General features: G+C 66.6%; 25 protein-coding genes. 13 read left to right on the top strand and 12 right to left on the bottom strand.

The window, feature by feature from the left end; all coding sequences use genetic code 11:
- Positions 1-41: 41 nt before the first annotated feature.
- Positions 42-863, bottom strand: coding sequence for a pyruvate, water dikinase regulatory protein (locus ACT53K_RS14055; RefSeq protein WP_476229310.1), 822 nt, complete (start codon positions 861-863; stop codon positions 42-44).
- A 381-nt stretch (positions 864-1,244) separates the two neighbouring features.
- Here ACT53K_RS14055 and hemE point away from each other — a divergent pair, with 381 nt between their 5' ends.
- The 4 genes from hemE to ACT53K_RS14035 all read left to right on the top strand — a co-directional run bounded on the left by hemE (position 1,245) and on the right by ACT53K_RS14035 (position 4,910).
- On the top strand, positions 1,245-2,201 hold the full coding sequence (gene hemE, locus ACT53K_RS14050) for a uroporphyrinogen decarboxylase (protein ID WP_476229404.1): 957 nt from the start codon (positions 1,245-1,247) through the stop codon (positions 2,199-2,201).
- Positions 2,198-2,650, top strand: a complete 453-nt coding sequence (locus tag ACT53K_RS14045) for a CopD family protein (protein ID WP_476229309.1) — start codon at positions 2,198-2,200, stop codon at positions 2,648-2,650. Before hemE ends, ACT53K_RS14045 begins: the two co-directional genes overlap by 4 nt.
- A 171-nt stretch (positions 2,651-2,821) precedes the next feature.
- Positions 2,822-4,078, top strand: a complete 1,257-nt coding sequence (gene rho / locus ACT53K_RS14040) for a transcription termination factor Rho (RefSeq protein WP_476229308.1) — start codon at positions 2,822-2,824, stop codon at positions 4,076-4,078.
- A gap of 112 nt (positions 4,079-4,190) precedes the next feature.
- A complete protein-coding gene (locus ACT53K_RS14035; protein WP_476229307.1) occupies positions 4,191-4,910 on the top strand; it encodes a TerC family protein in 720 nt (239 codons plus the stop codon).
- Between the two features lie 49 nt (positions 4,911-4,959).
- On the opposite strand, the gene ACT53K_RS14030 is transcribed toward ACT53K_RS14035, so the two are convergent.
- Together ACT53K_RS14030 and ACT53K_RS14025 are read right to left on the bottom strand one after the other, a co-directional pair.
- Positions 4,960-5,655, bottom strand: a complete 696-nt coding sequence (locus ACT53K_RS14030; RefSeq protein WP_476229306.1) for a dienelactone hydrolase family protein — start codon at positions 5,653-5,655, stop codon at positions 4,960-4,962.
- Positions 5,652-6,131 (bottom strand): methylated-DNA--[protein]-cysteine S-methyltransferase, encoded by a 480-nt coding sequence (locus ACT53K_RS14025; RefSeq protein ID WP_476229305.1) that lies wholly within the window; start codon positions 6,129-6,131, stop codon positions 5,652-5,654. The genes ACT53K_RS14030 and ACT53K_RS14025 overlap by 4 nt, the downstream gene beginning before the upstream one ends.
- Before the next feature lie 52 nt (positions 6,132-6,183).
- Between ACT53K_RS14025 and ACT53K_RS14020 the strand changes: the two genes are divergently transcribed.
- The 6 genes from ACT53K_RS14020 (at position 6,184) to ACT53K_RS13995 (ending at position 11,939) form a co-directional block, all read left to right on the top strand.
- The gene (locus ACT53K_RS14020; protein WP_476229304.1) at positions 6,184-6,420 is read left to right on the top strand and encodes a DUF6489 family protein; all 237 of its coding nucleotides are present in this window, start codon (positions 6,184-6,186) and stop codon (positions 6,418-6,420) included.
- A gap of 14 nt (positions 6,421-6,434) precedes the next feature.
- Positions 6,435-7,721, top strand: a complete 1,287-nt coding sequence (mnmE, locus tag ACT53K_RS14015; protein WP_476229302.1) for a tRNA uridine-5-carboxymethylaminomethyl(34) synthesis GTPase MnmE — start codon at positions 6,435-6,437, stop codon at positions 7,719-7,721.
- A gap of 81 nt (positions 7,722-7,802) precedes the next feature.
- The gene (gene mnmG, locus ACT53K_RS14010) at positions 7,803-9,641 is read left to right on the top strand and encodes a tRNA uridine-5-carboxymethylaminomethyl(34) synthesis enzyme MnmG (protein WP_476229301.1); all 1,839 of its coding nucleotides are present in this window, start codon (positions 7,803-7,805) and stop codon (positions 9,639-9,641) included.
- The gene (gene rsmG, locus ACT53K_RS14005; protein ID WP_476229300.1) at positions 9,638-10,261 is read left to right on the top strand and encodes a 16S rRNA (guanine(527)-N(7))-methyltransferase RsmG; all 624 of its coding nucleotides are present in this window, start codon (positions 9,638-9,640) and stop codon (positions 10,259-10,261) included. The genes mnmG and rsmG overlap by 4 nt, the downstream gene beginning before the upstream one ends.
- Entirely contained in the window at positions 10,258-11,040 is a 783-nt protein-coding gene (locus ACT53K_RS14000; protein ID WP_476229299.1) for a ParA family protein, read from the top strand. The genes rsmG and ACT53K_RS14000 overlap by 4 nt, the downstream gene beginning before the upstream one ends.
- The gene (locus tag ACT53K_RS13995; protein ID WP_476229298.1) at positions 11,037-11,939 is read left to right on the top strand and encodes a ParB/RepB/Spo0J family partition protein; all 903 of its coding nucleotides are present in this window, start codon (positions 11,037-11,039) and stop codon (positions 11,937-11,939) included. The genes ACT53K_RS14000 and ACT53K_RS13995 overlap by 4 nt, the downstream gene beginning before the upstream one ends.
- Before the next feature lie 40 nt (positions 11,940-11,979).
- Here ACT53K_RS13995 and holA read toward each other — a convergent pair whose 3' ends face one another.
- From holA to ACT53K_RS13975, 4 genes are read right to left on the bottom strand one after another with little or no spacing between them, the layout of a single operon-like run.
- Positions 11,980-13,002, bottom strand: a complete 1,023-nt coding sequence (holA, locus tag ACT53K_RS13990; RefSeq protein WP_476229297.1) for a DNA polymerase III subunit delta — start codon at positions 13,000-13,002, stop codon at positions 11,980-11,982.
- A complete protein-coding gene (gene lptE, locus ACT53K_RS13985) occupies positions 12,999-13,505 on the bottom strand; it encodes an LPS assembly lipoprotein LptE (protein ID WP_476229296.1) in 507 nt (168 codons plus the stop codon). The genes holA and lptE overlap by 4 nt, the downstream gene beginning before the upstream one ends.
- Positions 13,502-16,069, bottom strand: a complete 2,568-nt coding sequence (gene leuS, locus ACT53K_RS13980) for a leucine--tRNA ligase (protein WP_476229295.1) — start codon at positions 16,067-16,069, stop codon at positions 13,502-13,504. Before leuS ends, lptE begins: the two co-directional genes overlap by 4 nt.
- A 13-nt stretch (positions 16,070-16,082) precedes the next feature.
- Complete coding sequence (locus tag ACT53K_RS13975) at positions 16,083-16,520, bottom strand: DUF3576 domain-containing protein (RefSeq protein ID WP_476229294.1); 438 nt, start codon at positions 16,518-16,520, stop codon at positions 16,083-16,085.
- 206 nt (positions 16,521-16,726) lie between these two features.
- Between ACT53K_RS13975 and ACT53K_RS13970 the strand changes: the two genes are divergently transcribed.
- Positions 16,727-17,452, top strand: coding sequence for a hypothetical protein (locus tag ACT53K_RS13970; RefSeq protein ID WP_476229293.1), 726 nt, complete (start codon positions 16,727-16,729; stop codon positions 17,450-17,452).
- Here ACT53K_RS13970 and ACT53K_RS13965 read toward each other — a convergent pair.
- Positions 17,449-17,934 carry a thiamine phosphate synthase gene (locus ACT53K_RS13965; RefSeq protein ID WP_476229292.1) on the bottom strand — a complete coding sequence of 162 codons (486 nt, stop codon included), beginning with the start codon at positions 17,932-17,934 and terminating at the stop codon, positions 17,449-17,451. The genes ACT53K_RS13970 and ACT53K_RS13965 overlap by 4 nt on opposite strands.
- A 61-nt stretch (positions 17,935-17,995) precedes the next feature.
- On the opposite strand from ACT53K_RS13965, the gene ACT53K_RS13960 reads away from it, so the two are divergent.
- Both ACT53K_RS13960 and ACT53K_RS13955 read left to right on the top strand, forming a co-directional pair.
- Positions 17,996-18,664: a YggS family pyridoxal phosphate-dependent enzyme gene (locus ACT53K_RS13960; protein WP_476229291.1), complete on the top strand. Its 669-nt coding sequence runs from the start codon at positions 17,996-17,998 to the stop codon at positions 18,662-18,664.
- Positions 18,661-19,329 (top strand): HAD family hydrolase, encoded by a 669-nt coding sequence (locus ACT53K_RS13955; protein WP_476229289.1) that lies wholly within the window; start codon positions 18,661-18,663, stop codon positions 19,327-19,329. The genes ACT53K_RS13960 and ACT53K_RS13955 overlap by 4 nt, the downstream gene beginning before the upstream one ends.
- Before the next feature lie 31 nt (positions 19,330-19,360).
- Here the strand turns inward: ACT53K_RS13955 and ribA are convergent, their stop codons facing one another.
- From ribA to ACT53K_RS13935, 4 genes are all read right to left on the bottom strand, one after another.
- Positions 19,361-20,416, bottom strand: coding sequence for a GTP cyclohydrolase II (gene ribA / locus ACT53K_RS13950; RefSeq protein WP_476229287.1), 1,056 nt, complete (start codon positions 20,414-20,416; stop codon positions 19,361-19,363).
- Positions 20,416-21,198, bottom strand: a complete 783-nt coding sequence (locus ACT53K_RS13945; RefSeq protein ID WP_476229286.1) for an exodeoxyribonuclease III — start codon at positions 21,196-21,198, stop codon at positions 20,416-20,418. The genes ribA and ACT53K_RS13945 overlap by 1 nt, the downstream gene beginning before the upstream one ends.
- 237 nt (positions 21,199-21,435) lie before the next feature.
- Entirely contained in the window at positions 21,436-21,999 is a 564-nt protein-coding gene (locus ACT53K_RS13940; protein ID WP_476229403.1) for a LolA family protein, read from the bottom strand.
- Positions 22,000-22,132: 133 nt separating this feature from the next.
- Complete coding sequence (locus tag ACT53K_RS13935; protein WP_476229285.1) at positions 22,133-24,484, bottom strand: FtsK/SpoIIIE family DNA translocase; 2,352 nt, start codon at positions 24,482-24,484, stop codon at positions 22,133-22,135.
- Positions 24,485-24,588: the final 104 nt, after the last annotated feature.

Genomic DNA, 24,588 nt, shown 5'->3' with positions numbered 1-24,588 from the left:
CGCCCGGCGCGAGGCGCTTTGCGATGCGAGCACCAATGTCGTCATGCCTCGCGCTCCTTCAACGCCCGGTCGTTGCACAGCTGGATAATCGCCGCTGCCGTCTCTTCGATTGACCGGCGCGTGACATCGATCACCGGCCAGCCATTGTCAGCGAACATGCGCCGGGCATAGGCGATCTCGCGCTGCACCGCTTCCTGATCGACATAGCTCGTCTCGGTTGTCTGGTTGAGCGACAGCAATCGGTTGCGGCGAATCTGCACCAGCCGGTCGGCGCTGGTCGTAAGCCCGACGATCAGCGGCCGCTTGAGTTGGAACAGCCGGGGCGGGGGCGGCGATTCCACCACGATCGGAATGTTGGACACCTTGTAACCGCGATTGGCGAGATAGATCGAGGTCGGCGTCTTCGATGAACGCGACACGCCGGCCAGGACAATGTCGCTTTCCTCCCAATCCTCCCACAGCACCCCGTCGTCATGGGCGATGGTGAACTGGATCGCGTCGACGCGCGCGAAATAGGCAGCGTCGAGCATGTGCTGACGGCCGGGCCGGGCCTTCGCCTCCTGGCCGAGCAGGTTCGAAAGCGCATGGCTGACAGGATCGAGTGGCGCGATCGCCGGCAGACCCAGCGCGCGGCACCGCGTTTCCAGCGTGCGGCGAATTTCGCTGTTGACCAGGGTAAAGATCACCAGCCCGGGATTTTGCGCGATTTCCTGCAGGATTCGGTCGAGATGGGCTTCGCTGCGCACCATCGGCCAGAAATGGCGGAACGTCTCGACATCGTCGAACTGCGCGAGCGCGGCCTTGGCGATATTCTCCAGCGTCTCGCCGGTGGAGTCCGACAGGAGGTGCAGGTGCAGCCGCATCAGGCCGGGGATGCTTCTGTGGATAACATGATGGACAGCCGCTAGCGCAACCATGCGGCGGGGCCAAGCGCAAGCAACTCGGGATTTCTACGGGTGATTCGTCCACAGCCGCATCCCCAGCCCGTACTTTTCATCCACAGCCTGTGGGTAACGGGGATAGCGCCGCCGAATCGGTAGGATTCCGAATGGCGCCGGGAGTCAAATTGTTGGCAACCGCCGGACAAGCGCATAAGCCACGGCTTCCACGCGCCAACAGACTCCAACAACTCTTAGATTCCTTCTTATCTATTATAGTAGGAAAGCGCCCTGACCGAACGTTCGCCCAAGCCTTTGCTCGCGACCCTGAAGGGGGAGCGCCAGTCCATTCCGCCCGTGTGGCTGATGCGCCAGGCGGGGCGGTACTTGCCCGAATATCGCGCGCTGAGGGCAGAAAAGGGTGGTTTCCTGGCTCTTGCAATGGATTCCGATGCTGCGGCGGAAATCACGCTGCAGCCGATCCGGCGCTTCGGCATGGATGGTGCGATCCTGTTTTCCGACATTCTCGTCGTGCCGATGGCGCTGGGGCAGGATCTCTGGTTCGAAGCCGGGGAAGGGCCACGGCTTGCTCCTGTGGTGCAGTCGACCGAGGTGTTGAATGGTCTTGTCGCCAATTCCGCCGCGCTTGACCCGATCTATGGCACGATCCGGCGGGTGAAAGCCGCACTCGACCCTTCTGTCACCTTTCTGGGCTTTGCCGGCAGCCCCTGGACCGTTGCTACCTATATGATCGCCGGGCAGGGCAGCCGCGAGCAGGCCGAGGCGCGGCGGCTGGCCTATCGCGATCCCGGCCTGATGCAGGCGCTGATCGACCGGATTGTCGACCAGACCATCACCTATCTGCTCGCCCAGGCCGATGCCGGGGTCGAGGCGGTGCAGTTGTTCGATAGCTGGTCGGGAAGTCTTAGCCCCGCACAGTTCGAACGCTGGGTGATCTCGCCGACCGCGCGGATCGCGGCGGCAGTGCGGCATCGGGTGCCGGTTATCGGCTTTCCGAAGGGGGCAGGTGGCAAGCTCGGCGCCTATGCCCGCGAAACGGGGGTGGATGCGATCGGTTTGGACGAGACCGTCGACCCGGCCTGGGCCCATGCAGCGCTGCCCGAGGCTATGCCGGTGCAGGGCAATCTCGATCCGCTCGCCTTGATCGCCGGGGGAGAGGCGCTGGACGGTGCGGTTGACCGCATCGTGGCGGCACTTGCAGACCGGCCGCACATCTTCAATCTGGGCCATGGCATCCTGCCCGACACGCCGATCGATCATGTCGAACGGTTGCTCGCGCGGGTGCGGGGAGAGAAGGCATGAGCGGCTGGCTGGGCAGTGCCTATCTGTGGGTGAAGGCGTTCCACGTCATCTTCGTGATCTACTGGATGGCTGGGCTGTTCCTGCTCCCGCGCTATCTGATCCATCATCAGGAGGCCCTCGGTACGGCCGAGGCAGCCGCCTGGGAGCGCCGTGAGGCGATGCTGCGGCGAATGATCCTGACACCCTCGCTGCTTGTCGTTTGGGCGCTGGGTCTGGCGCTGGCGGCCAATCTGGGGCTGTTCGAGGGGCAGCATGGTCTGGGTTGGCTGCACACCAAGCTGCTGCTGGTCGTGCTGCTCACCGGCTATCATGGCTGGGCCGTCAGCTACGCAAAGAAGCTGGCGCGCGGGCTCGCCCCGACGTCGACGCGAACGTTACGCATGTTGAACGAAATTCCGGCAGTTGCCGTGATCGTCATCGTTATCCTGGCGGAAGTGAAACCGTTCTGACCGAACTGCGGCCGGCGTGAAGCGAATCTGCGCCGGATCGCGGTTGACTTGGTCCTGGGTGGTACCTAATTTCATGGCGTGTGCCGATCCTCGGCGCATCCCTCCTCCAGCATCGCATTTCGCGCGCCTTTCGCCGATCGACGCTCTCCCCCAGACAATTCCGGACTCCCAATGCATCTCAAGGACCTCAAGAAAAAAGCCCCCGCCGAACTGGTCTCCATGGCCGAGGCGCTGGGCGTCGAGAGCGCGTCGACGCTGCGTAAGCAGGATCTGCTGTTCGCCATCCTCAAGGCTCAGGCCGAGCAGGGCGATCAGATCATGGGCGAAGGCACGATCGAAGTGCTGCCCGACGGTTTCGGCTTTCTCCGCTCGCCCGAGGCGAATTATCTCGCCGGCCCCGACGACATTTATGTCAGCCCCAATCAGGTCCGCAAATTCGGTCTGCGTACGGGTGATACGGTCGAAGGCGAGATCCGCGCGCCCAAGGACGGCGAGCGTTATTTCGCGCTGGTGAAGCTCAGCTCGGTCAATTTCGATGACCCGGACGCAGTGCGCCATCGCGTAAACTTCGACAACTTAACCCCGCTATACCCGGAGCAGAAGCTGCGTCTCGACACGCTCGATCCGACCGTGAAGGACAAGTCGGCTCGGGTCATCGACATCGTCGCGCCGCAGGGCAAGGGCCAGCGCGCGCTGATCGTCGCGCCGCCCCGTGTTGGTAAGACCGTCCTCCTCCAGAACATCGCTAAGGCGATCACCGACAACCATCCCGAAGTCTTCCTGATCGTGCTGCTGATCGACGAGCGCCCGGAAGAAGTGACTGACATGCAGCGTTCGGTGAAGGGCGAGGTAATCAGCTCGACCTTCGACGAGCCGGCCCAGCGCCACGTGCAAGTTGCTGAAATGGTTATCGAAAAGGCCAAGCGCCTGGTCGAGCACAAAAAGGATGTCGTCATCCTGCTCGACTCGATCACCCGCCTCGGCCGCGCCTACAACACCGTCGTCCCCAGCTCGGGTAAGGTGCTGACCGGCGGTGTCGACGCGAACGCGCTGCAGCGGCCGAAGCGCTTCTTCGGTGCTGCGCGCAACATCGAGGAAGGCGGTTCGCTGTCGATCATCGCCACGGCGCTGATCGATACCGGCAGCCGCATGGACGAAGTGATCTTCGAAGAGTTCAAGGGCACCGGCAACTCGGAAATCGTCCTCGACCGCAAGGTTGCCGACAAGCGCATTTTCCCGGCGCTCGACGTCGGTAAGTCGGGCACCCGCAAGGAAGAGCTGTTGGTCGAAAAGGCCAAGCTCACCAAGATGTGGGTACTGCGCCGCATCCTGATGCAGATGGGCACCGTCGACGCGATGGAATTCCTGCTCGACAAGATGAAGGATTCGAAGACCAACGAAGACTTCTTCGATTCGATGAACCAGTAATTCGACAAGGCCGGGCCACAGCCCGGCCTTTTTTTGCGGTTCTGTGCAGGGAACTGCCGCTTGCCGCCCGCATTGGCTTTTCGCGCGCCGCTTCGGGCGCTAGGGCTGCCGCATGATCCTTCCGTTCCTCTCCGCTGCCGCTGCCGGTATCGGCTCGCCGCTCGACATCTGGCAGCATATCGTCGCCGATTTCTCGAATCTGGGCGACCCCGCAGCGCTGGCGGCGTTCGGCTCGGTCCTGATGATCGATCTGGTGCTGGCGGGCGACAATGCGATCGTCGTCGGGGCGCTGGCGGCAGGCCTGCCGGCGGACCAGCGGCGCAAGGTGATCATGATCGGCATCGGTGCGGCACTGGTGCTGCGGATTGCCTTTGCGCTTGTGGTCAGCTGGTTGATGGGAATCGTCGGCCTGATCTTCGCCGGCGGGCTGTTGCTACTCTGGGTCAGCTGGAAATTCTGGCGCGAGATCCGGCACTCCGGTGAGAGCAAGGGATCGGAAGAGATCGAAGGCGACGAGCATTCGGGCGTCCGCGCCGCCCGCAGCTTTGCCGGGGCAGCCTGGGCAGTAGCCGTCGCCGATGTGTCGATGAGCCTCGACAATGTGCTCGCAGTTGCGGGTGCGGCACGCGAGCATCCGGGCATTCTGGTCGTGGGGCTGTTGCTGTCGGTGGCACTGATGGGGCTGGCGGCGAACCTGATTGCCAAGCTGATCGATCGCCACCGCTGGATTGCCTATATCGGCCTGGCCGTGATCGTCTTTGTTGCGTGCAAGATGATCTATGAAGGCTGGGTGGGCACGCCGCACACACCGGGACTGACCAGCCTTTTCTGATTTTCAGTCCCTCCCTCGCCAACGATAGAGAGGGAGGGCGCTGGGTCCGTTAGCCAAGATGTTCGGCGAAGAAGTCGGCCGTGCGCTGGTCGGCCAGTTCCGCTGCCGCTTGCGATCGGCGCTTGCCCATTTCCGCCGCGAAACCATGGTCCTCGCCGGGATAGTCGAACAGCGTGACCTTGGGATGATCGTCGAGGCCTTCGTGCATCTTCGCCTGAATGTCGGGCGTCACGAAATGATCGGCGCCGGCGATATGGAGCAGTAGCGGGTTGGCGATCGCGTGCTTCTCGCCCAGCAGCCCGTCGATACCCACCGCGTAATAGCCGACGCTCGCATCCGCATCGGTGCGTGCCGCCGTCATATAGGCGAGCCGCCCGCCGAGGCAGTAGCCGACCACGCCGACCTTGCCGCCATTGAGTTCGGCCCGCGCGGCGCGGATCGTCGCTTCGATATCGGCAATGCCCCTGTCCTGATCGAACTTGCCCATCCAGCCGAGTGCCTGCTGGAATTCTTCCGGCACATCGGCATCCAGCTCGATGCCGGGCTGCAGGCGCCAGAACAGGTCGGGCGCGATGGCAAGATAACCCTGTGCCGCCCAATGATCGCACTTCTGGCGGATGCCCGGGTTCACGCCGAAAATCTCCTGGATCACGATGATTGCGGCGCGGGGTGTGCCTTCGGGGCGCGCGACATAGGCGCTGAAGCTGCCGCTGCCGTCAAAGGCGGGGAGGGTGAGGGTGCTCATAACAGATGCTCTCCAGTCAGACGCCGCTCATGGTTGAGCAGCCAGGTTTTCGTCGCGGGGCCGTGGCCGGCGGAATAGGTGCCGAGACCTCTGTCATGGTTCAGTATACGGTGACACGGAACGATGACAGGAAAGGGATTGCGCGCGCAAAGTTGGCCAATCGCGCGCGGGCTTGATCCCAGCGCCTGTGCCAGTTCGCCATAACTCGCGGTGCGGCCATAGGGCAGCGCGATCAACCCGGCCCGAAGTTCATTCCCGCGCGGTGTCGCCGCCGGCGCCAGCGGCAGATCGAAATCGCGCCGTTCGCCGGCAAACCATTGTTCGAGCTGATCGGCAGCGGCACGGACCGCGCCGGTGGTGCCGCGCGTCGCCATCCCATCCACTGCGAGCCGCACGCACGTCAGTGCCGCATCGGTGCCTTCGATCGCTACGCCACCGATGGGCGTTGCGATCCAGGCATAGTCGCGCGCATACATATACTTGGCCTAGCAGGCGGCCCCATGGCCGCTCAAGCGCAGAAAGGACGTCATGAAGATCAACGTCGAAGTCGAATGCACGCCGGAGGAAGCCCGGCGCGCCATGGGCCTGCCCGACCTGACGCCGGTGCATGACCGCTATGTATCACTGATGGTCGAGGCGATCGAGAAGCACGGCACGCCCGAGGGCTTCGAATCGATGATGCGCGGCTGGGCGCCGATGGGCGAGGCGGGCATGAATTTCTGGCGCGGCCTGTTCGATGCGGCGACCAAGAAGCCGGGAAGCTGAAGCTGACGCCGGGAATGGACACGATCTACGCGGTTTCGAGCGGCGCACCGCCCGCCGCCATTGCGGTGCTGCGCGTCAGCGGGGCGCAGGCCTTTGCAGCGGCTGCGGCGCTGGCCGGCACGCTGCCGTCGCCACGCCGGGCAGGCGTGCGGACGCTGCGCGATCCCACGAACGGCGAGACACTCGATTCGGCGCTGCTGCTCTGCTTTCCGGGTCCGAACAGTGCCACCGGCGAAGACCTTGCCGAACTGCATTTGCACGGCGGCAAGGCGGTGGTGCGCGCGGTGGAGGCGGCGCTGGCGGGTATCGCCGGACTGCGCCAGGCCGAGCCCGGTGAATTTACCCGCCGGGCGTTGCTCCATGGCCGGATCGATCTGAGCGAAGCCGAGGGGCTGGGCGATCTGCTGATGGCCGAGACCGAAGCGCAGCGCCGCGCCGCCGTCCGCAGCGCGGGCGGTGCGGTGCGGCGCGAGGCCGAAGGCTGGACGATGCGGCTGCTTGGCCTCGCCGCGCGGATCGAGGCCGAGCTCGACCATGGCGATGAAGGCGACGTTGCGGGTGACGATCCGCTGCCGGTTCTACGCCGCGAAGCCGATGCGCTGGCACGTGATATTGTCGAAGTTGCGGCCCGACCGCCTGTCGAGCGGTTGCGCGATGGCTTGCGCGTCGTGCTGGGCGGCCCCCCCAATGCGGGCAAGTCGACCCTGCTCAACGCGCTCACCGAACGCGACGCAGCGATCGTCTCGCCGATTGCCGGAACCACGCGCGACCGGATCGAAGTGCCGGTGGTGCGCGAGGGGATTGCCTGGCTGTTCATCGACACGGCAGGGCTTGCCGAGGCGACCGATGATCCGATCGAGGCGATCGGCGTTGCCCGCGCGCGCGACGCGATGGCCGAGGCCGACCTGCTGCTGTGGCTGGGCGACGATCCGCCGCCCGCGCATCCTGCCGCCTTGTGGGTGCATGCCCGTGCCGATCTGGCGGAACGGGCAGCGGCGCGGGCGGAACAGATCAGCCTGTCGGCTGCCACAGGGCAGGGGATCGGCGCGCTCTGGGCGGCGATGGCGGAGGTGGCCGAGGCACTGCTGCCGCCGCCTGACATGGTGGCCTTGAACGCGCGGCAGCGTGCGCTTTGCAATGCGGCGGCCGAGGCATTGCTCCGCGCGGCTGCAGAAGAAGATGCGTTGCTGTTCGCCGAAGAGCTGCGTGCCGCCCGCCGTGCGCTGGACGCAGTTACCGGGCGTGCGGGCATCGAGGACGTGCTCGACACGCTGTTCGGGCGGTTCTGTATCGGCAAATAGGCCGCGATGTTTCACGTGGAACGCGCGCGGCCGACGCGAGGTGCTGGACAAGCACGTGGAAAATCCCTCTAGCATTTCGCCATGCAATTCGACGTGATCGTGATCGGCGGCGGCCATGCCGGCACCGAGGCGGCGGCAGCAGCCGCTCGCCGCGGCGCCCGCACGGCGCTGCTCAGCTTCGATCTTACCAAGCTAGGCGCCATGTCGTGCAACCCCGCGATTGGCGGGCTGGGCAAGGGCCATCTGGTGCGCGAGGTCGATGCGCTCGACGGACTGATGGCGCGGGCCGCCGACGCCGCCGGTATCCATTACCGCATGCTCAACCGCTCCAAGGGCACCGCCGTCCAGGGGCCGCGCGTCCAGGCGGATCGCGTCCGCTATGCGGCGGCGATTCAGGCGATGCTCCACGCGCAGCCGGGGCTGACGCTGGTGGCGGGGGAGGCCGAGGCGTTGCTGCTCGCCGGCGGTACGGTTGCGGGTGTGCAATTGCGCGACGGCACGAAGCTTGCGGCGCCCGCAGTGGTGCTCGCCACCGGCACTTTTCTGGGCGGGCGGCTGTTCCGCGGCGAGGAGCGATTCGAAGGTGGCCGGGTTGGCGAAGATTCGGCGCTGCGCCTGGCGGTGCAGCTTCGCGAACTGGCGCTGCCGATGGGGCGGCTCAAGACGGGCACGCCGCCGCGGCTCGACGGGCGGACTATCGACTGGGCGCGGACGGAGGAGCAATTCTCCGACGCCGAGCCCTGGACGATGTCACCGATGAACGCCGGGCGTCCGCTGCCGCAGCTGCACTGCGCGGTCACCCGCACGACGCACGCGACGCACGATGCGATCCGCAGCGGGCTCGATCGCTCGCCCTTGTTCACCGGTGCCATCGAAGCGCAGGGTCCGCGCTATTGCCCTTCGATTGAAGACAAGGTCCACCGCTTCGGCGACCGAGACGGGCACCAGATTTTCCTCGAACCCGAGGGGCTGGACCATCACTGGATCTATCCCAATGGCCTGTCGACATCTCTGCCGGTGGATGTGCAGGCGGCGATGATCGCGTCGATACCGGGACTGGAGACGGCGCGGATCACGGTGCCGGGCTATGCGGTCGAATATGATTATATCGATCCGCGCGCACTCGACGCGCGACTGGCGCTTCCGCCTGTTGCGGGCGTGTTCTGCGCCGGGCAGATCAACGGCACCACCGGCTATGAGGAAGCCGCGGGGCAGGGCCTTGCCGCCGGCGCCAATGCCGCCGCGCACGCACTGGGCACCGAACCGTTGATCCTCGATCGCGCCACCAGCTATCTGGGCGTGATGATCGATGATCTGGTGCTGCAGGGCGTGACGGAGCCTTATCGCATGCTCACCGCCCGCGCCGAGTTCCGGCTGCGGCTGCGGGCCGATAATGCGGAAACGCGGCTGGGGCCGGTCGGCGAAGTGCTGGGTTTGCTGGGCGAGGCGCGGCTGGCGCGGTTGCGGCGGCGCGAAGGCGAGCGGGCGGCGCTCGATTCCGCCTTTGCGGCCGAGCTGACGGCGCATCAGCTGGCGGGGCGGGGTGCGCCGGTGGCGCAGGATGGCGCCCGTCGTTCGGCCCGCGACTGGCTGCGCTTCCCGGGCGTGTCGATCGCCCATGTCGTCGACGCACCGCTTCCCGAATGTGCAGCGGATCTGCTCGACGAATATGTCGAAGACGCGCGCTATGCCCCCTATCTGGAACGACAGGAGGCCGAGGTCGCGCAGCTTCGGGCCAATGATGCGGTGCGGCTGCGGGCCGATATGGACTATGCCGCGATTCCGGGTCTGTCGAACGAGATGGTCGAGAAGCTGACGGCGGCGGCGCCGGCGACATTGGGGGCGGCATCACGGATACGCGGCATCACGCCGGCGGCGCTGTCCGCGATCCTGCTCCATGCGCGGAGATCGGCGGCATGACCGAAGAAGAAGCACGGATCTGGGTCCGCGACCGCTTCGGTGTTTCACGTGAAACAGCGCTGGAGCAGTTCGGGGCGATTCTGGTCGCGGAGTCCGAGCGCCAGAACCTGATAGCCCGTTCGACGCTGGACACGCTCTGGACGCGGCACCTGGTCGACTCGGCGCAGCTCGTGCCGCTGGCGGCGGAGGCGAGGGCAGGGGCCTGGCTCGATGTCGGCAGCGGTGCGGGGCTTCCCGGCATCATCGTCGCGCTGCTGACCGAGCGGCCGATCATCCTGGTTGAGCCGCGCGCCAAGCGCGTGATCTTCCTGCGCGAGGCGGCGGAAGCGCTGGGAATTGCCGATCGGGTGACGGTGGTGGGCAGCAAGGTCGAATCCTTTCGCCCGAAATCGCCCGTCGCCGTGGTCAGCGCCCGTGCGGTTGCGGAGCTGTCGCAATTGCTGGCCGCAACGCAACACGCCACCGATAAATCGACACTTTGGTTGCTGCCAAAGGGGCGAAGCGCGCAATCGGAGGTAGATGCCGCACGCGCGAAATGGCAAGGTGCGTTTCACGTGGAACCCAGTATCACGCAGCCGGATTCGGGCATCGTGGTCGCAAAACAGATAGGCGCCAGATGATCACCATCGCGATCGCCAATCAGAAGGGTGGCGTCGGCAAGACGACCACCGCCATCAATGTCGGAACTGCCCTTGCCGCAACCGGCAAGCGCGTGCTGCTCGTCGATCTCGATCCGCAGGGCAATGCCTCGACCGGGCTCGGCATTCCGCGCGCCAATCGCGAACTATCGACCTATGACCTGCTGCTCAGCGATGCGAATCTTGAGGACGTCGCGGTGCCGACCAAGGTGCCGGGCCTCGACATCGTCCCCGCGACGCAGGATCTGTCGGGCGCCGAGATCGAACTCATTGAGTTCGAGGCGCGTACCCATCGGCTCGATGCCGCAGTGGCGCGCCATCGTGCGGAGCGCTGGGACGTGCTGCTGGTCGATTGCCCGCCCTCGCTGGGGCTGCTGACGATCAACGCAATGGTCGCCGCGCACGCGCTGCTGGTGCCGCTGCAGTGCGAATTCTTCGCGCTCGAAGGGCTCAGCCAGTTGCTCAACACGGTCGAGCGGATTCGCAGCCGCTTCAACCCGGGCCTGTCGATCCTGGGCGTGGCGCTGACCATGTATGATCGCCGCAACCGCCTGACCGATCAGGTTTCGGACGATGTCCGCGCCGTGCTGGGCCGGGTGGTGTTCGACACGGTGATACCGCGCAACGTCCGCCTGTCCGAAGCGCCGAGCCACGGCGTGCCGGCCCTGATCTATGACCATAAGTGCGCCGGTTCCGAAGCCTATATCGCGCTCGCCCGCGAAGTGATTGACCGCCTGCCCAAGCTCAAGAAAGCCGCATGAACGAACCCAGCGCCGCCGCCCGCAAGCCCCGTCCCGGCCTTGGCCGGGGCCTTTCCGCCCTGCTGGGCGACAGCCTGCCCGAAGAACCGGTTTCGGGCGCACCCAATAGCGGGACGGGCGTGCGGATGCTGCCGGTCAGTTCGCTGGTGCCCGATCCGCAGCAGCCGCGCCGCCATTTCGACGAAGCGGCGCTCGAGGATCTGGCCGAATCGATCCGCATGCGCGGCGTGATCCAGCCGATCTTCGTGCGCCCGCATGGCCACAGCTTCCAGATCGTCGCCGGTGAGCGGCGCTGGCGGGCGGCGCAGCGGGCACGGTTGCATGAAGTGCCGGTGATCGTCCGCGAGCTGACCGACGCCGAAACGCTCGAAATCGCGCTGATCGAGAATATCCAGCGCCAGGACCTGAACGCGATCGAAGAGGCCGAGGGCTATGCCCGGCTGATCCGCGAATTCGGCCATACCCAGGAAGCGCTGGGGCGGATCGTCAACAAGTCGCGCAGCCATGTCGCGAATCTGCTGCGTCTGCTCGACCTGCCCGAAGGCGTGCGGCAGCTGGTGGTCGAGCGCTCGATCGAAATGGGCCATGCCCGCGCCTTGATCGGCGCGCCCGATCCGGAGAAGCTCGCTCGTGAAGTGGTGGCGCGGGGCCTTTCGGTGCGCGACACCGAAAAGCTTGCGCGCTCGGCCAAGCCCGCGGCGAAGCGCAAGGCCGGGGGCGGCACGCACGACTATGGCCGCGACGCCGATCTTGCCGCGCTCGAGCGCCATCTGGGCGATGTGCTGGGCCTCAATGTCCGGATCGCCCATGGCGGCAAGGGCGGGACGATCACGATCGGCTATTCGACGCTCGATCAGCTCGACATGGTCTGCCAGCGGCTCACCGGCGAGCGAATCTGAACCGGGGCCGTTCGACGAAGCGGGCGGTCCACGTGCGGCCTTATCCCTTTGCCCGGGCGGCCGCGCGGGCGATGGCGACGCATTCGGCTTCGGCGAGCAGTTCGCCCGCGCTGCCGGAATGCATCATCGCCCGTTCCGCCGCGCGCACCCGTTCGATGGCGCGGGCGATCTGGGGGGCGGACCAGCGGCGCAGCGCGCGGCCGGTGGCGGGGCGTTCCTTGAAGAATATGCGGTGCTTCTCCAGCACATCGTCGACGCTGGCGCCGCCGTCCATATCGGCGCGCAGATCGGCGAGCGTCATCAGCCGGCGGACGAGCTGGCGGAGCAGCGGAATCGCCGATCCGCCGCCTTCGGCCAGCCGCGCAAGCTCTTCGCCGACTTCGCTGACGCGGCCGTCGAGCACGGCCTTGATCGCCCCGAACAGCTCGCCATCGCCCAGATCGGCGCCGATCGCGTCGAGCGCCACGCTGTCGGCATCGCGGGGCGCGTCGGGCGCGGCATCAAGGAACAGCGCGAGTTTTTCGATCTCTCGGGTCAGAATCGCGCGGTCGCCGGCAGCCGCTGCCGCGAGCCGGTGCGGCACGTCGCCCGTGAGGCGCAGGCCATGTTCGCGCGCGATGGTGCTGGCGAGCTGGGCCGCGCCAGCGCCCTCGGGCACATAACAGGCAAAGGCCATGGCGTTGGGCGCGGCGATCGCGGCCTTGACCAGCTTGCCCGTGGTCTTGAGGGCCGGCCCGATTGCCACCACCGGATTGCCCCCGCGCTCGGCGCCGAGCAGCAGCGTGACTGCCTCGGCGGCGCCCTCCTCAATGCCCTGCACGCGAATATAGCGCGCCCCGCCGAACAGCGAGAGCGAGGCGGCTTCGTCCGCCAGCAGCCCCGGTTGGTCGCGCAGCGCCTTCATATCGATGTCGATCCGCTCGACATCGGGGCCGAGCGCCTTGCCCAGCCGGGCGGCAAGATCGGCGGCGCCGGCTTCATCGGGGCCGTGCAGCAGATAGAGGCGAATATCGGGTTTGGGTGCTTCTACCGCGGCACGGATCTGGCCGGCATTGGCCTTCATGGCTTGGCGGCGGGCGCCTTGGCGCGGACGTAGCGGGCGACACGCGCGACGATCTGGTCGGCAACGATGCCCGACAGGCGTTCGAGCGCGCTGCGCTCGGCAGCGATGGTGGCATATTCAGAGCCGACCACGTCGAGGCCGGCATCCGACCCGGCCGTCGCGTCGAGCAGCACCTGCCCGTTGCTCAGGTCGAGCAACTGGTAGCGCGCGCGCAGCGTCACCCGCTCGCGCGACACCGAATCGTCGCTGCGCACGCCCAGGCCGGCGATCTTGTCTTCCAGCTTCACTTCGAGGCGATAGCGGGCCGAGGAGTCGCGATTGTCGAGCCGGTCCTTGAGCGCATTGGCGAGCAGCCAGCCGGTCTGCCCCTGAATCGGCGCGACTTCGACGGCGGCGAGCGTCGATTGCACCGCGCCTGCACTGCCCCCGCCATAGAGCGGCCGCAGCCCGCAACCGGACAGGGCGAACGCGGTGAGGGCGAGCAGGGCAGGGGCGATTTTCATGCGACGAGGTTCACCAGCCGATCGGGTACCACGATGATCTTGCGCGGCGTCTTGCCTTCCAACGCGCGAACGATCTTGTCGGATGCGAGCGCGGCGGCTTCTACAACATCCTTGGCAGCGCCCTTCGGCATCACCAGCGTGTCGCGCAGCTTGCCGTTGACCTGCACGGCGATCGTCACTTCGTCGTCGACCAGCAGCGCCGGATCGACCGCCGGCCATTCGGCATCGGCAATCATGCCGGTTTCGCCCATGGCCGCCCAGGCTTCCTCGGCGATGTGCGGCACCATCGGCGCGACGATGCGGACCAGCGTGCGAATGGCGGCGGTGCGCGAGGCGGAGGGCGCAGCCTTCTCGATGGCCGCGGTCAGCTCATATAGCTTGGCGACGGCCTTGTTGAAGGTCAGCGCCTCAATGTCCTCGGCCACGCCGGCGATGGTGCGATGGAGTCTCCGCTCCAGATCCTTGTCTTCGCCTTCAGCTGCTTCGAGACCATCGAACAGGCGCCATAGCCGCTGGACGAAGCGCCAGGCGCCTTCGATGCCGTTCTCGCTCCATTCGAGGTCGCGCTCGGGCGGGCTGTCGGAGAGCATGAACCAGCGCACCGCATCCGCGCCGTACTGGTCGACGATCGGCTCTGGATCGACCGTGTTCTTCTTAGACTTGGACATCTTCTCGACGCGACCAACCAGGACCTTCTGTCCCGTCGCCTTGTCGACCCAGCCCGTCGCTGTCCGTTCGATTTGCTCCGGCGAGCGCCATTCGATGATGCCATTATCCCCAGCGGGGTCCCAGCCGAAATGTTCCAGCTCGGCTGCAGTCGGCGGCCGTCTTACGGAATACGTTTCATGCGTGACCATGCCCTGGGTGAACAGGCCCGCGAACGGCTCGGCCACGTCGATGCGGCCGATATGGCGCAGCGCGCGGGTGAAGAAGCGCGCATAGAGCAGGTGCAGGATCGCATGCTCGACGCCGCCGATATACTGGCCGACCGGCAGCCATTGCTCGGCCACAGCCTTGTCGAACGGCTTGTCGCTCGGCTGGCTGGCGAAGCGCAGGAAATACCAGCTCGAATCGACGAAGGTGTCGAGCGTGTCGGTCTCGCGCCGGGCGGGCTTGCCGCATTTCGGGCAGTCGACATGCTTCCAGGTGGGATGGCGATCGAGCGGATTGCCGGGGATGTCGAACGTCACATCCTCGGGCAGCGTGACCGGCAATTGGTCCTTCGGCACGCCGACCGGACCGCAATCGTCGCAATGGATGATCGGGATCGGGGTGCCCCAGTAACGCTGGCGGCTGACGCCCCAGTCGCGCAGGCGCCACACGGTGCTGCCGGTGCCCCAGCCGCCTTCCTCGGCACGGCGAATCACTTCGCGCTTGGCATCGGCCACATCGAGGCCGTCGAGGAAGTGCGAGTTCACCAGCGTGCCGGGGCCGGTATAGGCCTCGGTACCGTCGAACTCCGGCGCGGTCTTGTCGCCTTCGGAAACGACGCGGCGGATCGGTAGCTGATATTTGCTCGCGAATTCGAAGTCGCGCTGGTCATGCGCCGGCACGCCGAACACGGCGCCGGTGCCATAGTCCATCAGCACGAAGTTCGCGATGTAGACCGGAACTTGCCAAGCAGAATCAAAGGGATGCTGGGCAGTGAGGCCGGTGTTCCAGCCCAGTTTCTCCTGCGTCTCCAGCTCGGCCGCGGTGGTGCCGCCCTGCTTGCAGCGTTCGATGAACGCCTGCACTTCGGGGTTGCCGGCGGCGAGGCTCTGCGCGACCGGATGGTCCGCCGCGATCGCGACGAAGCTCGCGCCGAAGATCGTGTCCGGCCGCGTGGTGTAGACGGTCAGCCCTTCGCCGTTGGACAACGTCCACGTGAACTGCAGGCCTTCCGACTTGCCGATCCAGTTTTCCTGCATCAGCTTCACCTTGTCCGGCCAATGCTCAAGGCCCTTCAGCCCTTCGAGCAAATCGTCGGCGAAATCGGTGATCTTGAGGAACCACTGGTTGAGCTTGCGCCGTTCGACCAGCGCGCCCGAGCGCCAGCCGCGCCCGTCTATCACCTGCTCGTTGGCGAGCACGGTCATGTCGACCGGATCCCAGTTGACCGCGCTTTCCTTGCGATAGACCAGGCCGGCCTCGTACAAGTCGAGGAACAGCGCCTGTTCCTGGCCGTAATAGTCCGGCTCGCAGGTGGCGATCTCGCGCGTCCAGTCGAGCGCGAAGCCGAGGCGCTTGAGCTGCGCCTTCATCGTCGCGATGTTCTGGCGGGTCCAGGCGCCGGGATGGACCTTCTTTTCCATCGCGGCATTTTCGGCGGGCATGCCGAAGGCGTCCCAGCCCATCGGATGCAGCACTTCCATGCCCTTCATCCGGCGGAAGCGCGCGAGCACGTCGCCCATCGTATAGTTGCGGACATGGCCCATATGGATGCGCCCCGAAGGATAGGGGAACATCTCGAGCACATAGGACTTCGGCTTGGGCGAATCGTCGCGGGCGGCGAAGGTGCGGTTTTCCTCCCACGCCTTCTGCCACGCCGCGTCCGCCTTCAAGGGATTGAAGCGAGACGCCATTTCGGGTTCCGGATTACTTGGTCGCGATGGCGGCGCGGCGCAGGTCGCGGGCTCGCGTCAGGATGATGTCTTCCAGCTTCTGGACCGTCGCGGCCTGGACCGGGGCGGCAACCCAGGCGCCGTTGCGGTTCACTTCGCGCAGCGCCGCGACGCGCAGCGCATCGGCGCGCAGATCCTGGTCGAGCACGGTGACGGTGACTTTCATCCGCTCGGTCTGGACGTTGGGGTTCACATACCAGTCGGTCACAATCACGCCGCCGTTCGAATCCGTCTGGAGCAGCGGCATGAAGCTCAGCGTGTCGAGGCTGGCGCGCCACAGATAGGCGTTGACGCCGATGGTCGTGACCTTGGAGGCTGCCAGGTCGGCCTGCGGACGCCCCTTGTGATGGCCACAGGCCGTGACCGAAACAGCGAGCGACCCCAGGATCGCGATGCGCAACAGGCGGTTCATTGACGTCGATTTCCTACCGGGCAAAGGATTAGCAGATTGCATCTATAGGCCGGGATGTGGCGGGAGCAAGGCGCGAAGCAGCAACGAGGCGCCGCACCGCGCACCCGAATCTGTGTATCGCGTGCAACAGTCGCGGGAAATTTCTCTCACCAGTGGAACGTCGCTTTCGATTCGTGGTAGGCGCCCCAATGTAGAGAGGTATGCAAATGCGGTTTGGACGCTGGATGACGGGATTGGGATTGGGGGCGCTGTGCGTCGCCGGCCTCATCGTCGCACCTGCGATCCAGGCCCAGGAACGAGACCGCAGTGCTAAGGCGGCCGTTCGTCCGGTGTTGCTCGGCATCCGTGCCGCGGCCACCTTCACTCCGGCTGCGGCCGATCCCAAGCTGGCAGCGGTGCTCGCGCGCAGCGGCCTTTCCGATACCGGATTCCGCTTCACCCCCGCCGATTCGCGGGTGGTGGGCAATCGTTCGGTAACGGTGGCAGTGCGCGCACGTTCGACGCGAGTCGCGCAGAATGCCGTGCACCTGCCGGGTGCCGCTTCGCCGACGGTCAATCTGGCGCCGATCGCCTATAATCTGGGCGTTTCGGTCGGCTGGAAGCGCTTTGCCGTTTCGGGTGATGTGACGCATGTCGACCTGGTCAACCAGCCCGGCAGCCGCGACCACAGCGAAGTCGGCGTGAGCTATCGTGGCAAGCGCCTGACCGGACAGATCCAGTTCAGCAACGACCGCCCGCTCGCCGGTACGCCGGTGCTGATCGGCGACAAGCCCAGCTACTCGTTCGATCTGAACGGCTCCTACGCGTTGTCGCGCAACCTCGATGTGACGGCGGGCGTGCGCTACAAGAGCGAGCGCGATCGCCTGCCGCAGATGACCGACACGCGCCGCGACAGCCAGGCGATCTACGTGGGCACGGCCTTCCGCTTCTAACTGGCCCAGGCGTCGATTGCCGCCCAGCCATGCATGCCGAAGGCCGCCAGCGAGGCGGCACGGTGCGCATCCATGCCGCCCAGCGCGATCACCGGTATCGCCAATCCGCGAATCAGCAGGCCGAATCGTACCCGTCCCAGCGCCGGGGCGCCGGGATGCGAGCGCGTGGCAAAGACAGGCGATACGAACAGCGCGTGTGCGCCGGCGCGAATCCCGGCAATCGCCTCGCGCCGCGAATGGGCGGGGAAGGTAACGAGCCCGTGCCCGCGCCGGCCGTGCACGCCCTGCGCCTCACGGCCGAGCGGTTCGGCGCCGGCGCGCAGCAACAGCAGCCGCCGCCGCCGCGCCACCCGCGCTACCGCCGCGAACAGCGCCCGTCTTTCGGCGGGTGGAAGCGTATAATGGCGAAAGATCACGCCGCTCCCCCGCGGCAAGCGCTCCAGCGCGGTCCAAAGCGTGTCGCCCAGCCGCTCGTCGGTCATCAGCCATTGTCGGGGCAAAGGGGGGTGGCGGCGCGGCATGGCGCCTCCTATAGCGCGCGCCATGCTCCCAGACGATGCCCGCCAGCGGCTTGACGCGGTGACCACCGCCATCGGCCGCGCCGCCAAGCTTGCCGACCGCAAACCGGCCGACGTGACGCTGATCGCCGTATCCAAGATGCACGGTGCGGCGACGATCCGCCCGCTGATCGACGCGGGCCAGCGCGTGTTCGGCGAAAACCGGGTGCAGGAAGCGCAGGCGAAATGGCCGGAGTTGCGCGAGACGACTTCCGGCATCGCGCTGCATCTGGTCGGCCAGTTGCAATCGAACAAGGCCGACGAAGCGGTGGCGCTGTTCGATGCGATCCATTCGGTCGACCGGCTCTCGCTGGTCACCGCGCTCGCCCGCGCGATGGACAAGGCAGGGCGACGCCCCCACTGTTTCGTGCAGGTCAATATCGGCGACGAGCCGCAAAAGGGCGGCTGTCCGGTTGCCGATCTGCCGGGGCTGCTCGCCGAGGCACGGTCGGCCGATCTGCCGATCGCCGGCCTGATGTGCGTGCCGCCCGCCGATCTGGAACCCGCGCCCTATTTCGCGCTGCTCGCCAAGCTGGCGCGTGACCATGGGCTGGCGGGGCTCAGCATGGGCATGTCCGGCGATTACGAGACGGCGGTGATGCTGGGGGCCACCCACGTCCGCGTCGGCACCGCCCTGTTCGGAGCGCGCGCATGAAGGTCGGGTTCGACGCGATCATCTTCGATTTCGACGGTGTGCTGCTGGAGAGCGAATATGCCGGCAACAAGCACGTTGCCGACTATCTGACCAGCATCGGCCACCCGACTACGCCCGAACATTCGATGGCGCATTTCATGGGGCTGGCGGGCGCCGATTTCCTCGCCGCGATCGAGCGCTGGATCGGCCGGACGCTGCCCGACGATTTCCACACCGCGCGCGCCGAGGAAGATGCGCGGGCGCTGGAACGGGGCCTGCCGGCGGTGGCGGGGGCAATCCGCTTTCTGGAGAACCTGCCCGCCGATTTGCCCCGCGCAGTCGCCTCGTCGAGCAGAACGCACTGGATCGACACGCATCTGCGCCATCTCGGCGTGCGCGACCTGTTCGGCGACAAGCTATTCAGCGGGCGCGAGCATGTGGCGAACGGCAAGCCGGCGCCTGACCTCTACTTCCACGCCGCCGCGGCGCTGGGCGTGCCGATCGAGCGGTGCGTAATCCTGGAGGATTCGCCGGTCGGCGTGACGGGTGCGGTAGCCTCGGGCGCGACGGTGATCGGCCTGTGCGCGGGCCTGCACTGCGCCGCCGACCATGGCGAGCGACTGCGGGCGCTGGGGGTGCAGCACATCGCCCATGATTTCGACGAGGTTGCGCGGCTGATCGCGTAACGGTGCCCCAGCCTTCGCCGGAGCATCGCGACTAAAATGCGTGCCCGGTCCGATCGCGCTTGGTCGCCAGATACCGCGCGTTATGCGGGTTCGCCGGCAGCACGTGCGGCACGCGCTCCAGCACATCGACGCCCGCCGCGCGCAGCGTCTCCACCTTTTGCGGGTTGTTGGTGAGCAGCCGGATGCGCGGCTGGCCGAGCAGGGTCAGCATCCGCGCCGCCACGCGGAAATTGCGCGCGTCGATGGCGAAGCCGAGTCGGGTGTTGGCGTCGACGGTGTCGAAGCCCTGGTCCTGCAGCGCATAGGCGCGCAGCTTGTTGATCAGGCCGATGCCGCGCCCTTCCTGGCGCAGGTACAGCAGGATGCCCCAGCCGCTCTTGGCAATCTCGGCAATGGCCGCCTTGAGCTGCGGCCCGCAATCGCATTTCAGGCTGCCGAGCATGTCGCCGGTCAGGCATTCGCTGTGCAGCCGCACCAGCGGCGGTTGCCCGTTCGGCTGGCCGATCAGCAGCGCGATATGTTCGCCCGGCATCTCGTCGGTGCGGAAGGCGACGATTTCGGCATCCTCGGCCGCTTCGACCGGTAGCCGTGCGCGGCCGACGATGCGCAGCCGGTCGGCATCCTCATGCGCGTCGATGTCGGCGAGCGTGATCGCGTCGTCGCTATCGCCTTCGAGCACGAAGAAGGCCGGCAGCAGACCGGCAATGCGCGCCAGCCGCAGCGCTGCCTCCGCCGCATCCGGTTGCGTGACCGGAACCGCGCGGAAAGGGCCCTTGAGCGGCGTGGCAAGATCGAATTGCGGGTCGGCGAGCGCAGTCGCGGTATCGAAATCGAGCCAGGGCGCGCGCTCGACCAGCACCGGCGCATCCGGCGTGGCGGCATCGCGCTGATTGGCGAGCTTGAGCGTCACCGCGCGGCCGGCGGAGAGCAGCACCGGCGCGGTGCCGGCAGGATCGAACGCGGCGAGCCGCTCGGCGTCGCCGGTCTCGATCGCCAGCAGGCGCAGCGTGCCGCTCGCGCCGCGGAGGGCGATCGGCCAGCCCCGGCGCAGCGCATCCACGGCTTCGGCGGCGGCGCGCGCGCCCATTAAAAGTCGAACTCGGTCACGATCGGCACATGGTCCGAGGGCTTGAGCCAGGACCGGCACGGCTCGCACACCTTGTGTGCGGTGGCCTGTTCGGCAACCGCCGGGCTGGCCCACATATGATCGAGCCGCCGGCCGCGATCGGACGCGGCCCAGTCCTTGGCGCGATAGCTCCACCAGGTGAAGCAGCGCTCGGGCGCGGGGACGAAGCGACGCCCGAGATCGACCCAGCCATGCGCAGCCTGGAGGCGCCCCAGCGCTTCGACTTCGATCGGCGTATGGCTGACGACATCGAGCAACTGCTTGTGGCTCCACACATCGCATTCGAGCGGGGCGATGTTGAAATCGCCGGTCAGAATCGTCGGCACGTCGAGCTGGGCCGACCATTGGGTCATGCGCTCGACGAAATCGAGCTTCTGGCCGAATTTCGGGTTCACCTCGCGGTCGGGCACATCCCCGCCGGCAGGGACATAGACATTTTCCAGCCGCACACCGTTCGGCAGCCGAACGCCGACATGCCGGGCTTCCTGATTCGCCTGCCAGTCGAGCCGGTCGTCCTCGCTCACCGGCACGCGCGAGAGGATCGCGACGCCATGGTGCATCCGCTGGCCGTGCTTGATGATGTGGTTATATCCCAGTGCGCGGAACGACGCATCGGGGAAGTCGCCGTCGATGACCTTGGTTTCTTGCAGGCACAATATGTCGGGCGATTCCTCACGCAGGAATTGCTCGACGATGCCGATGCGGAAGCGGACGGAGTTGATGTTCCAGGAGGCGATCTTCACGCGCGCCGATGTAGCAATTTCGCGGCGAAGTACCAGTATATCATGCGTGGCCGCGCCAAAAGGAAAGGCCCCCGCTCCGGGGGCAATGGAGCGAGGGCCGACCTGGCGTTCGTCACGCAGGCAGGATGTGGAGCAATCCCGGGCAACAGGGGGAAAAATCCCGGGCGATCCCCACAACCGCCAATGTTGGATAAGCGATTGAACCTGTCGCGCGGATGAACGAGCGACAATTTCGGCTCAGTGTCCCCGCGGGCCTTGCTGGCGCGGGTCGTTCCAGCGGAACGTGCCGTCGGACACGGCACCGTTATAGCGCTGGTTCGACAGGCGGATGGTCGTCCGGTTGTTCTGCGAATCGAGCGCCACCCAGCCTTGCAGGCGCAGGCCGGCGGGGGCTGCGGCGTCCTTCTGGAACACCATGGTAATCCGGCCATATTCGGGGTGTTTGGGGTCGTGTACCTCCACCGAAAGCACGCGCGGATCGGCTGTGGGCTTCAGCGTGGCGAAGGCGCCGATGTCGCGGTTCGGGTCGAGCAGCACGCCCAGCGGCGAATTGCCGATCGGCCAGCGCTGCACCTGCCGCACCTGATAATCGATGAAATAGAGGCTGCGGCCATCGGCGACGATCAGTTGCGGCACACCCTGTTCGTACTGGAAGCGAATCTTGCCCGGCCGCTTCAGCGTCATCGTGCCGGCCACCACCCGCCCATTGCGGTCTTCCTGGGTGAAATCGGCGGTCATCGTCGTCACCGCCTTCAGATGTTGCTGCACCGTGCCGAGTTCGCCGGCGGGCGCCGCCGCCATCAGCAAGGGAGCAGCGAGAAGCGAGAGGGCCAGGGGGCGCGAAAACACGTATCAATTCTCCGATTGGTCGAAGCAGGGCTAGCCGGGACGGCTTGAATGCGCCGTGAACCCCGTTTCGGGCGTTTCGATCCCGCTAGAGCGGCCGCCCGTCGGTATCCATCAGCACTTCGCGGCGGCCGACATGGTCGGGTTTCGACACCAGCCCTTCACGCTCCATCCGCTCGATCAGGCGGGCGGCCGAGTTATAGCCGACGCGCAGCTGGCGCTGCAGCCACGAGGTCGACGCCTTCTGGCTTTCCGCCACCAGCTGAAGCGCGCGACGATAGGTCTGTTCCTCGGGGCTGTCCTCGCCGTCGGGCTCGCCGTCGAGCCTGAAGCCGCCGTCCTCGGGCTCTTCGGTGACGGCCGAGATATAGTCCGGCGCGCCCTGCGAGCGCCAGAAATCGGCGATCGCCTGCACTTCGTCGTCGCTCACGAACGGGCCGTGGACGCGGGTGATGCCTTTGCCGCCGGACATATAGAGCATGTCGCCCTTGCCCAGCAGCTGCTCGGCGCCCTGCTCGCCCAGAATGGTGCGCGAATCGATCTTCGAAGTGACGTGGAAGCTGATCCGGGTCGGCAGGTTCGCCTTGATCACGCCGGTGATGACGTCGACCGAGGGGCGCTGCGTCGCCATGATCAGGTGGATACCCGCCGCACGCGCCTTTTGCGCCAGCCGCTGGATCAGGAATTCGACTTCCTTGCCCGCCGTCATCATCAGGTCGGCCAGCTCGTCGACGATGACGACGATCAGCGGCAGCGGCTGCAGGTCGAGCGTTTCCTCCTCATAGATCGGCTTGCCCGTTTCCGGATCATAGCCGACCTGCACCTTGCGGCCGAGCGACTGGCCCTTGGCCTTGGCGGCGCGAACCTTGTCGTTGAAGCTGGCAAGGCTGCGCACGTTGATCGACGCCATCATGCGATAGCGGTCTTCCATCTGCTCGACCGCCCATTTGAGCGCGCGCACCGCCTTGGGCGGATCGGTGACCACATCCGCCAGCAGATGGGGGATATCCTTGTACATGCTGAGTTCCAGCATCTTCGGATCGATCATGATCAGCCGGCACTGCTCGGGCGTCAGCCGGTAGAGCAGCGACAGGATCATGCAGTTGAGCCCGACCGACTTGCCCGAACCGGTGGTGCCGGCGACGAGCAGATGGGGCATCGGCGCCAGATCGGCGATCACCGGTTCACCGGCAATGTTCTTGCCGAGCACGAGGGGCAGGGTGGCGCCCTGTTCCTCGAACTGCTGGCTGCCGATCAGTTCGTGCAGGTTGACGCCCTCGCGGGTGACGTTCGGCAGCTCGATGCCGATCACGGTGCGGCCCGGAATGGTGGCGACGCGCGCCGAAATCGCGCTCATGTTGCGGGCGATGTCGTCGGCGAGCTGGATCACGCGGCTGGCCTTGATGCCGCTGGCAGGTTCCAGCTCGTACATCGTCACCACCGGGCCGGGGCGCACCTCGACAATCTCACCGCGAACGTGGAAATCGTCGAGCACGCTTTCGAGCAGCCGCGCATTGCGCTCCAGCGCGGCCTTGTCGATGGCGTTGCCCTTGTTCGCCGGCGGGGCCTTCAACAGGTCGAGCGGCGGCAGCTGATAGCTGTCCTTGAAGTCGAGCGAGGTCTGCACCGGCGGCTTGCGCGGTGCGGGCGAGGGGGCCGTGCTGCGGTCGGCGATGACCGGACCCGGGCGATTGTCCGGCACCACCTGCCGGCGCGGTTCGCGGACCGGCTGGGGCGCATCGGCGTCGCCATCGGTATCGAACGGCACCGGATCGGCCAGGCGCGGGCGCGGGCCGGCCAGCAATGGCGTGCTACGCGGCCCGCTGAGCAGCGGCGGCAGCCGGAGCAGACCGGCCGGCACGCGCAGTTCCAGCCGGTGCCACCAGAGCCAGAGGCCACCCAGCGCCAGTACCAGTCCGGCGCCGCGCCCTGCCCAGAAGGAAATGTCCGGGCTGCCCGCCAGCGCGACCAGCCAGTCGATACCGCCCGCAATCGCGAGCCCGGCCAGGCCGCCCATGCCGCCGGGCAGGCGCCAGGCGATCGGCAGCGACCAGTCGAAATGAAGCAGCCCCAGGCCGATGGCGACGAGCAGCGCGGCAATCGCGGCGCTGCCCAGCATCCGGCGCCAGCCCCGGATCGATTCGCCTGCCCATAGCCGGAGGCCGACGATCGCGCCCACCGGCAGCAACAGCAGGATCGGCAGACCGAGCGCCGAATAGAGCAGGTCGGCGATCCAGGCGCCCGGGCTGCCCAGCAGGTTGCGCGCAGGCCCCGCGGCCGCCGTGTTCAGCGCGGGGTCTTCCGAATGATAGCTGGCCAGCGCCAGGAACAGCGCCAGCGTCGCCAGCAGCAGGAGCGTGCCGGTAATCAGCGCGCCGCTGCGGCGGGCGCCCGCTTTCATCGTGTCGCGCCAATGCGGCGCCTGTGCGCGGGACGCCATCGTCCAGCCTCCAAATATGTCCGGAAAAACCGGCGGAATCATCGCCCTTCGGGACTCCGGCGTCAAGGCGTACCGCGTTTGTACCCCGCTTCCCCTCTTGCCGG

It is taken from the genome of Sphingomonas sp. DMC8, from assembly GCF_056314185.1.
The sequence above is the reverse complement of the archived record's forward strand: the minus strand, read 5'-3'. Positions and strand labels throughout refer to the sequence as shown.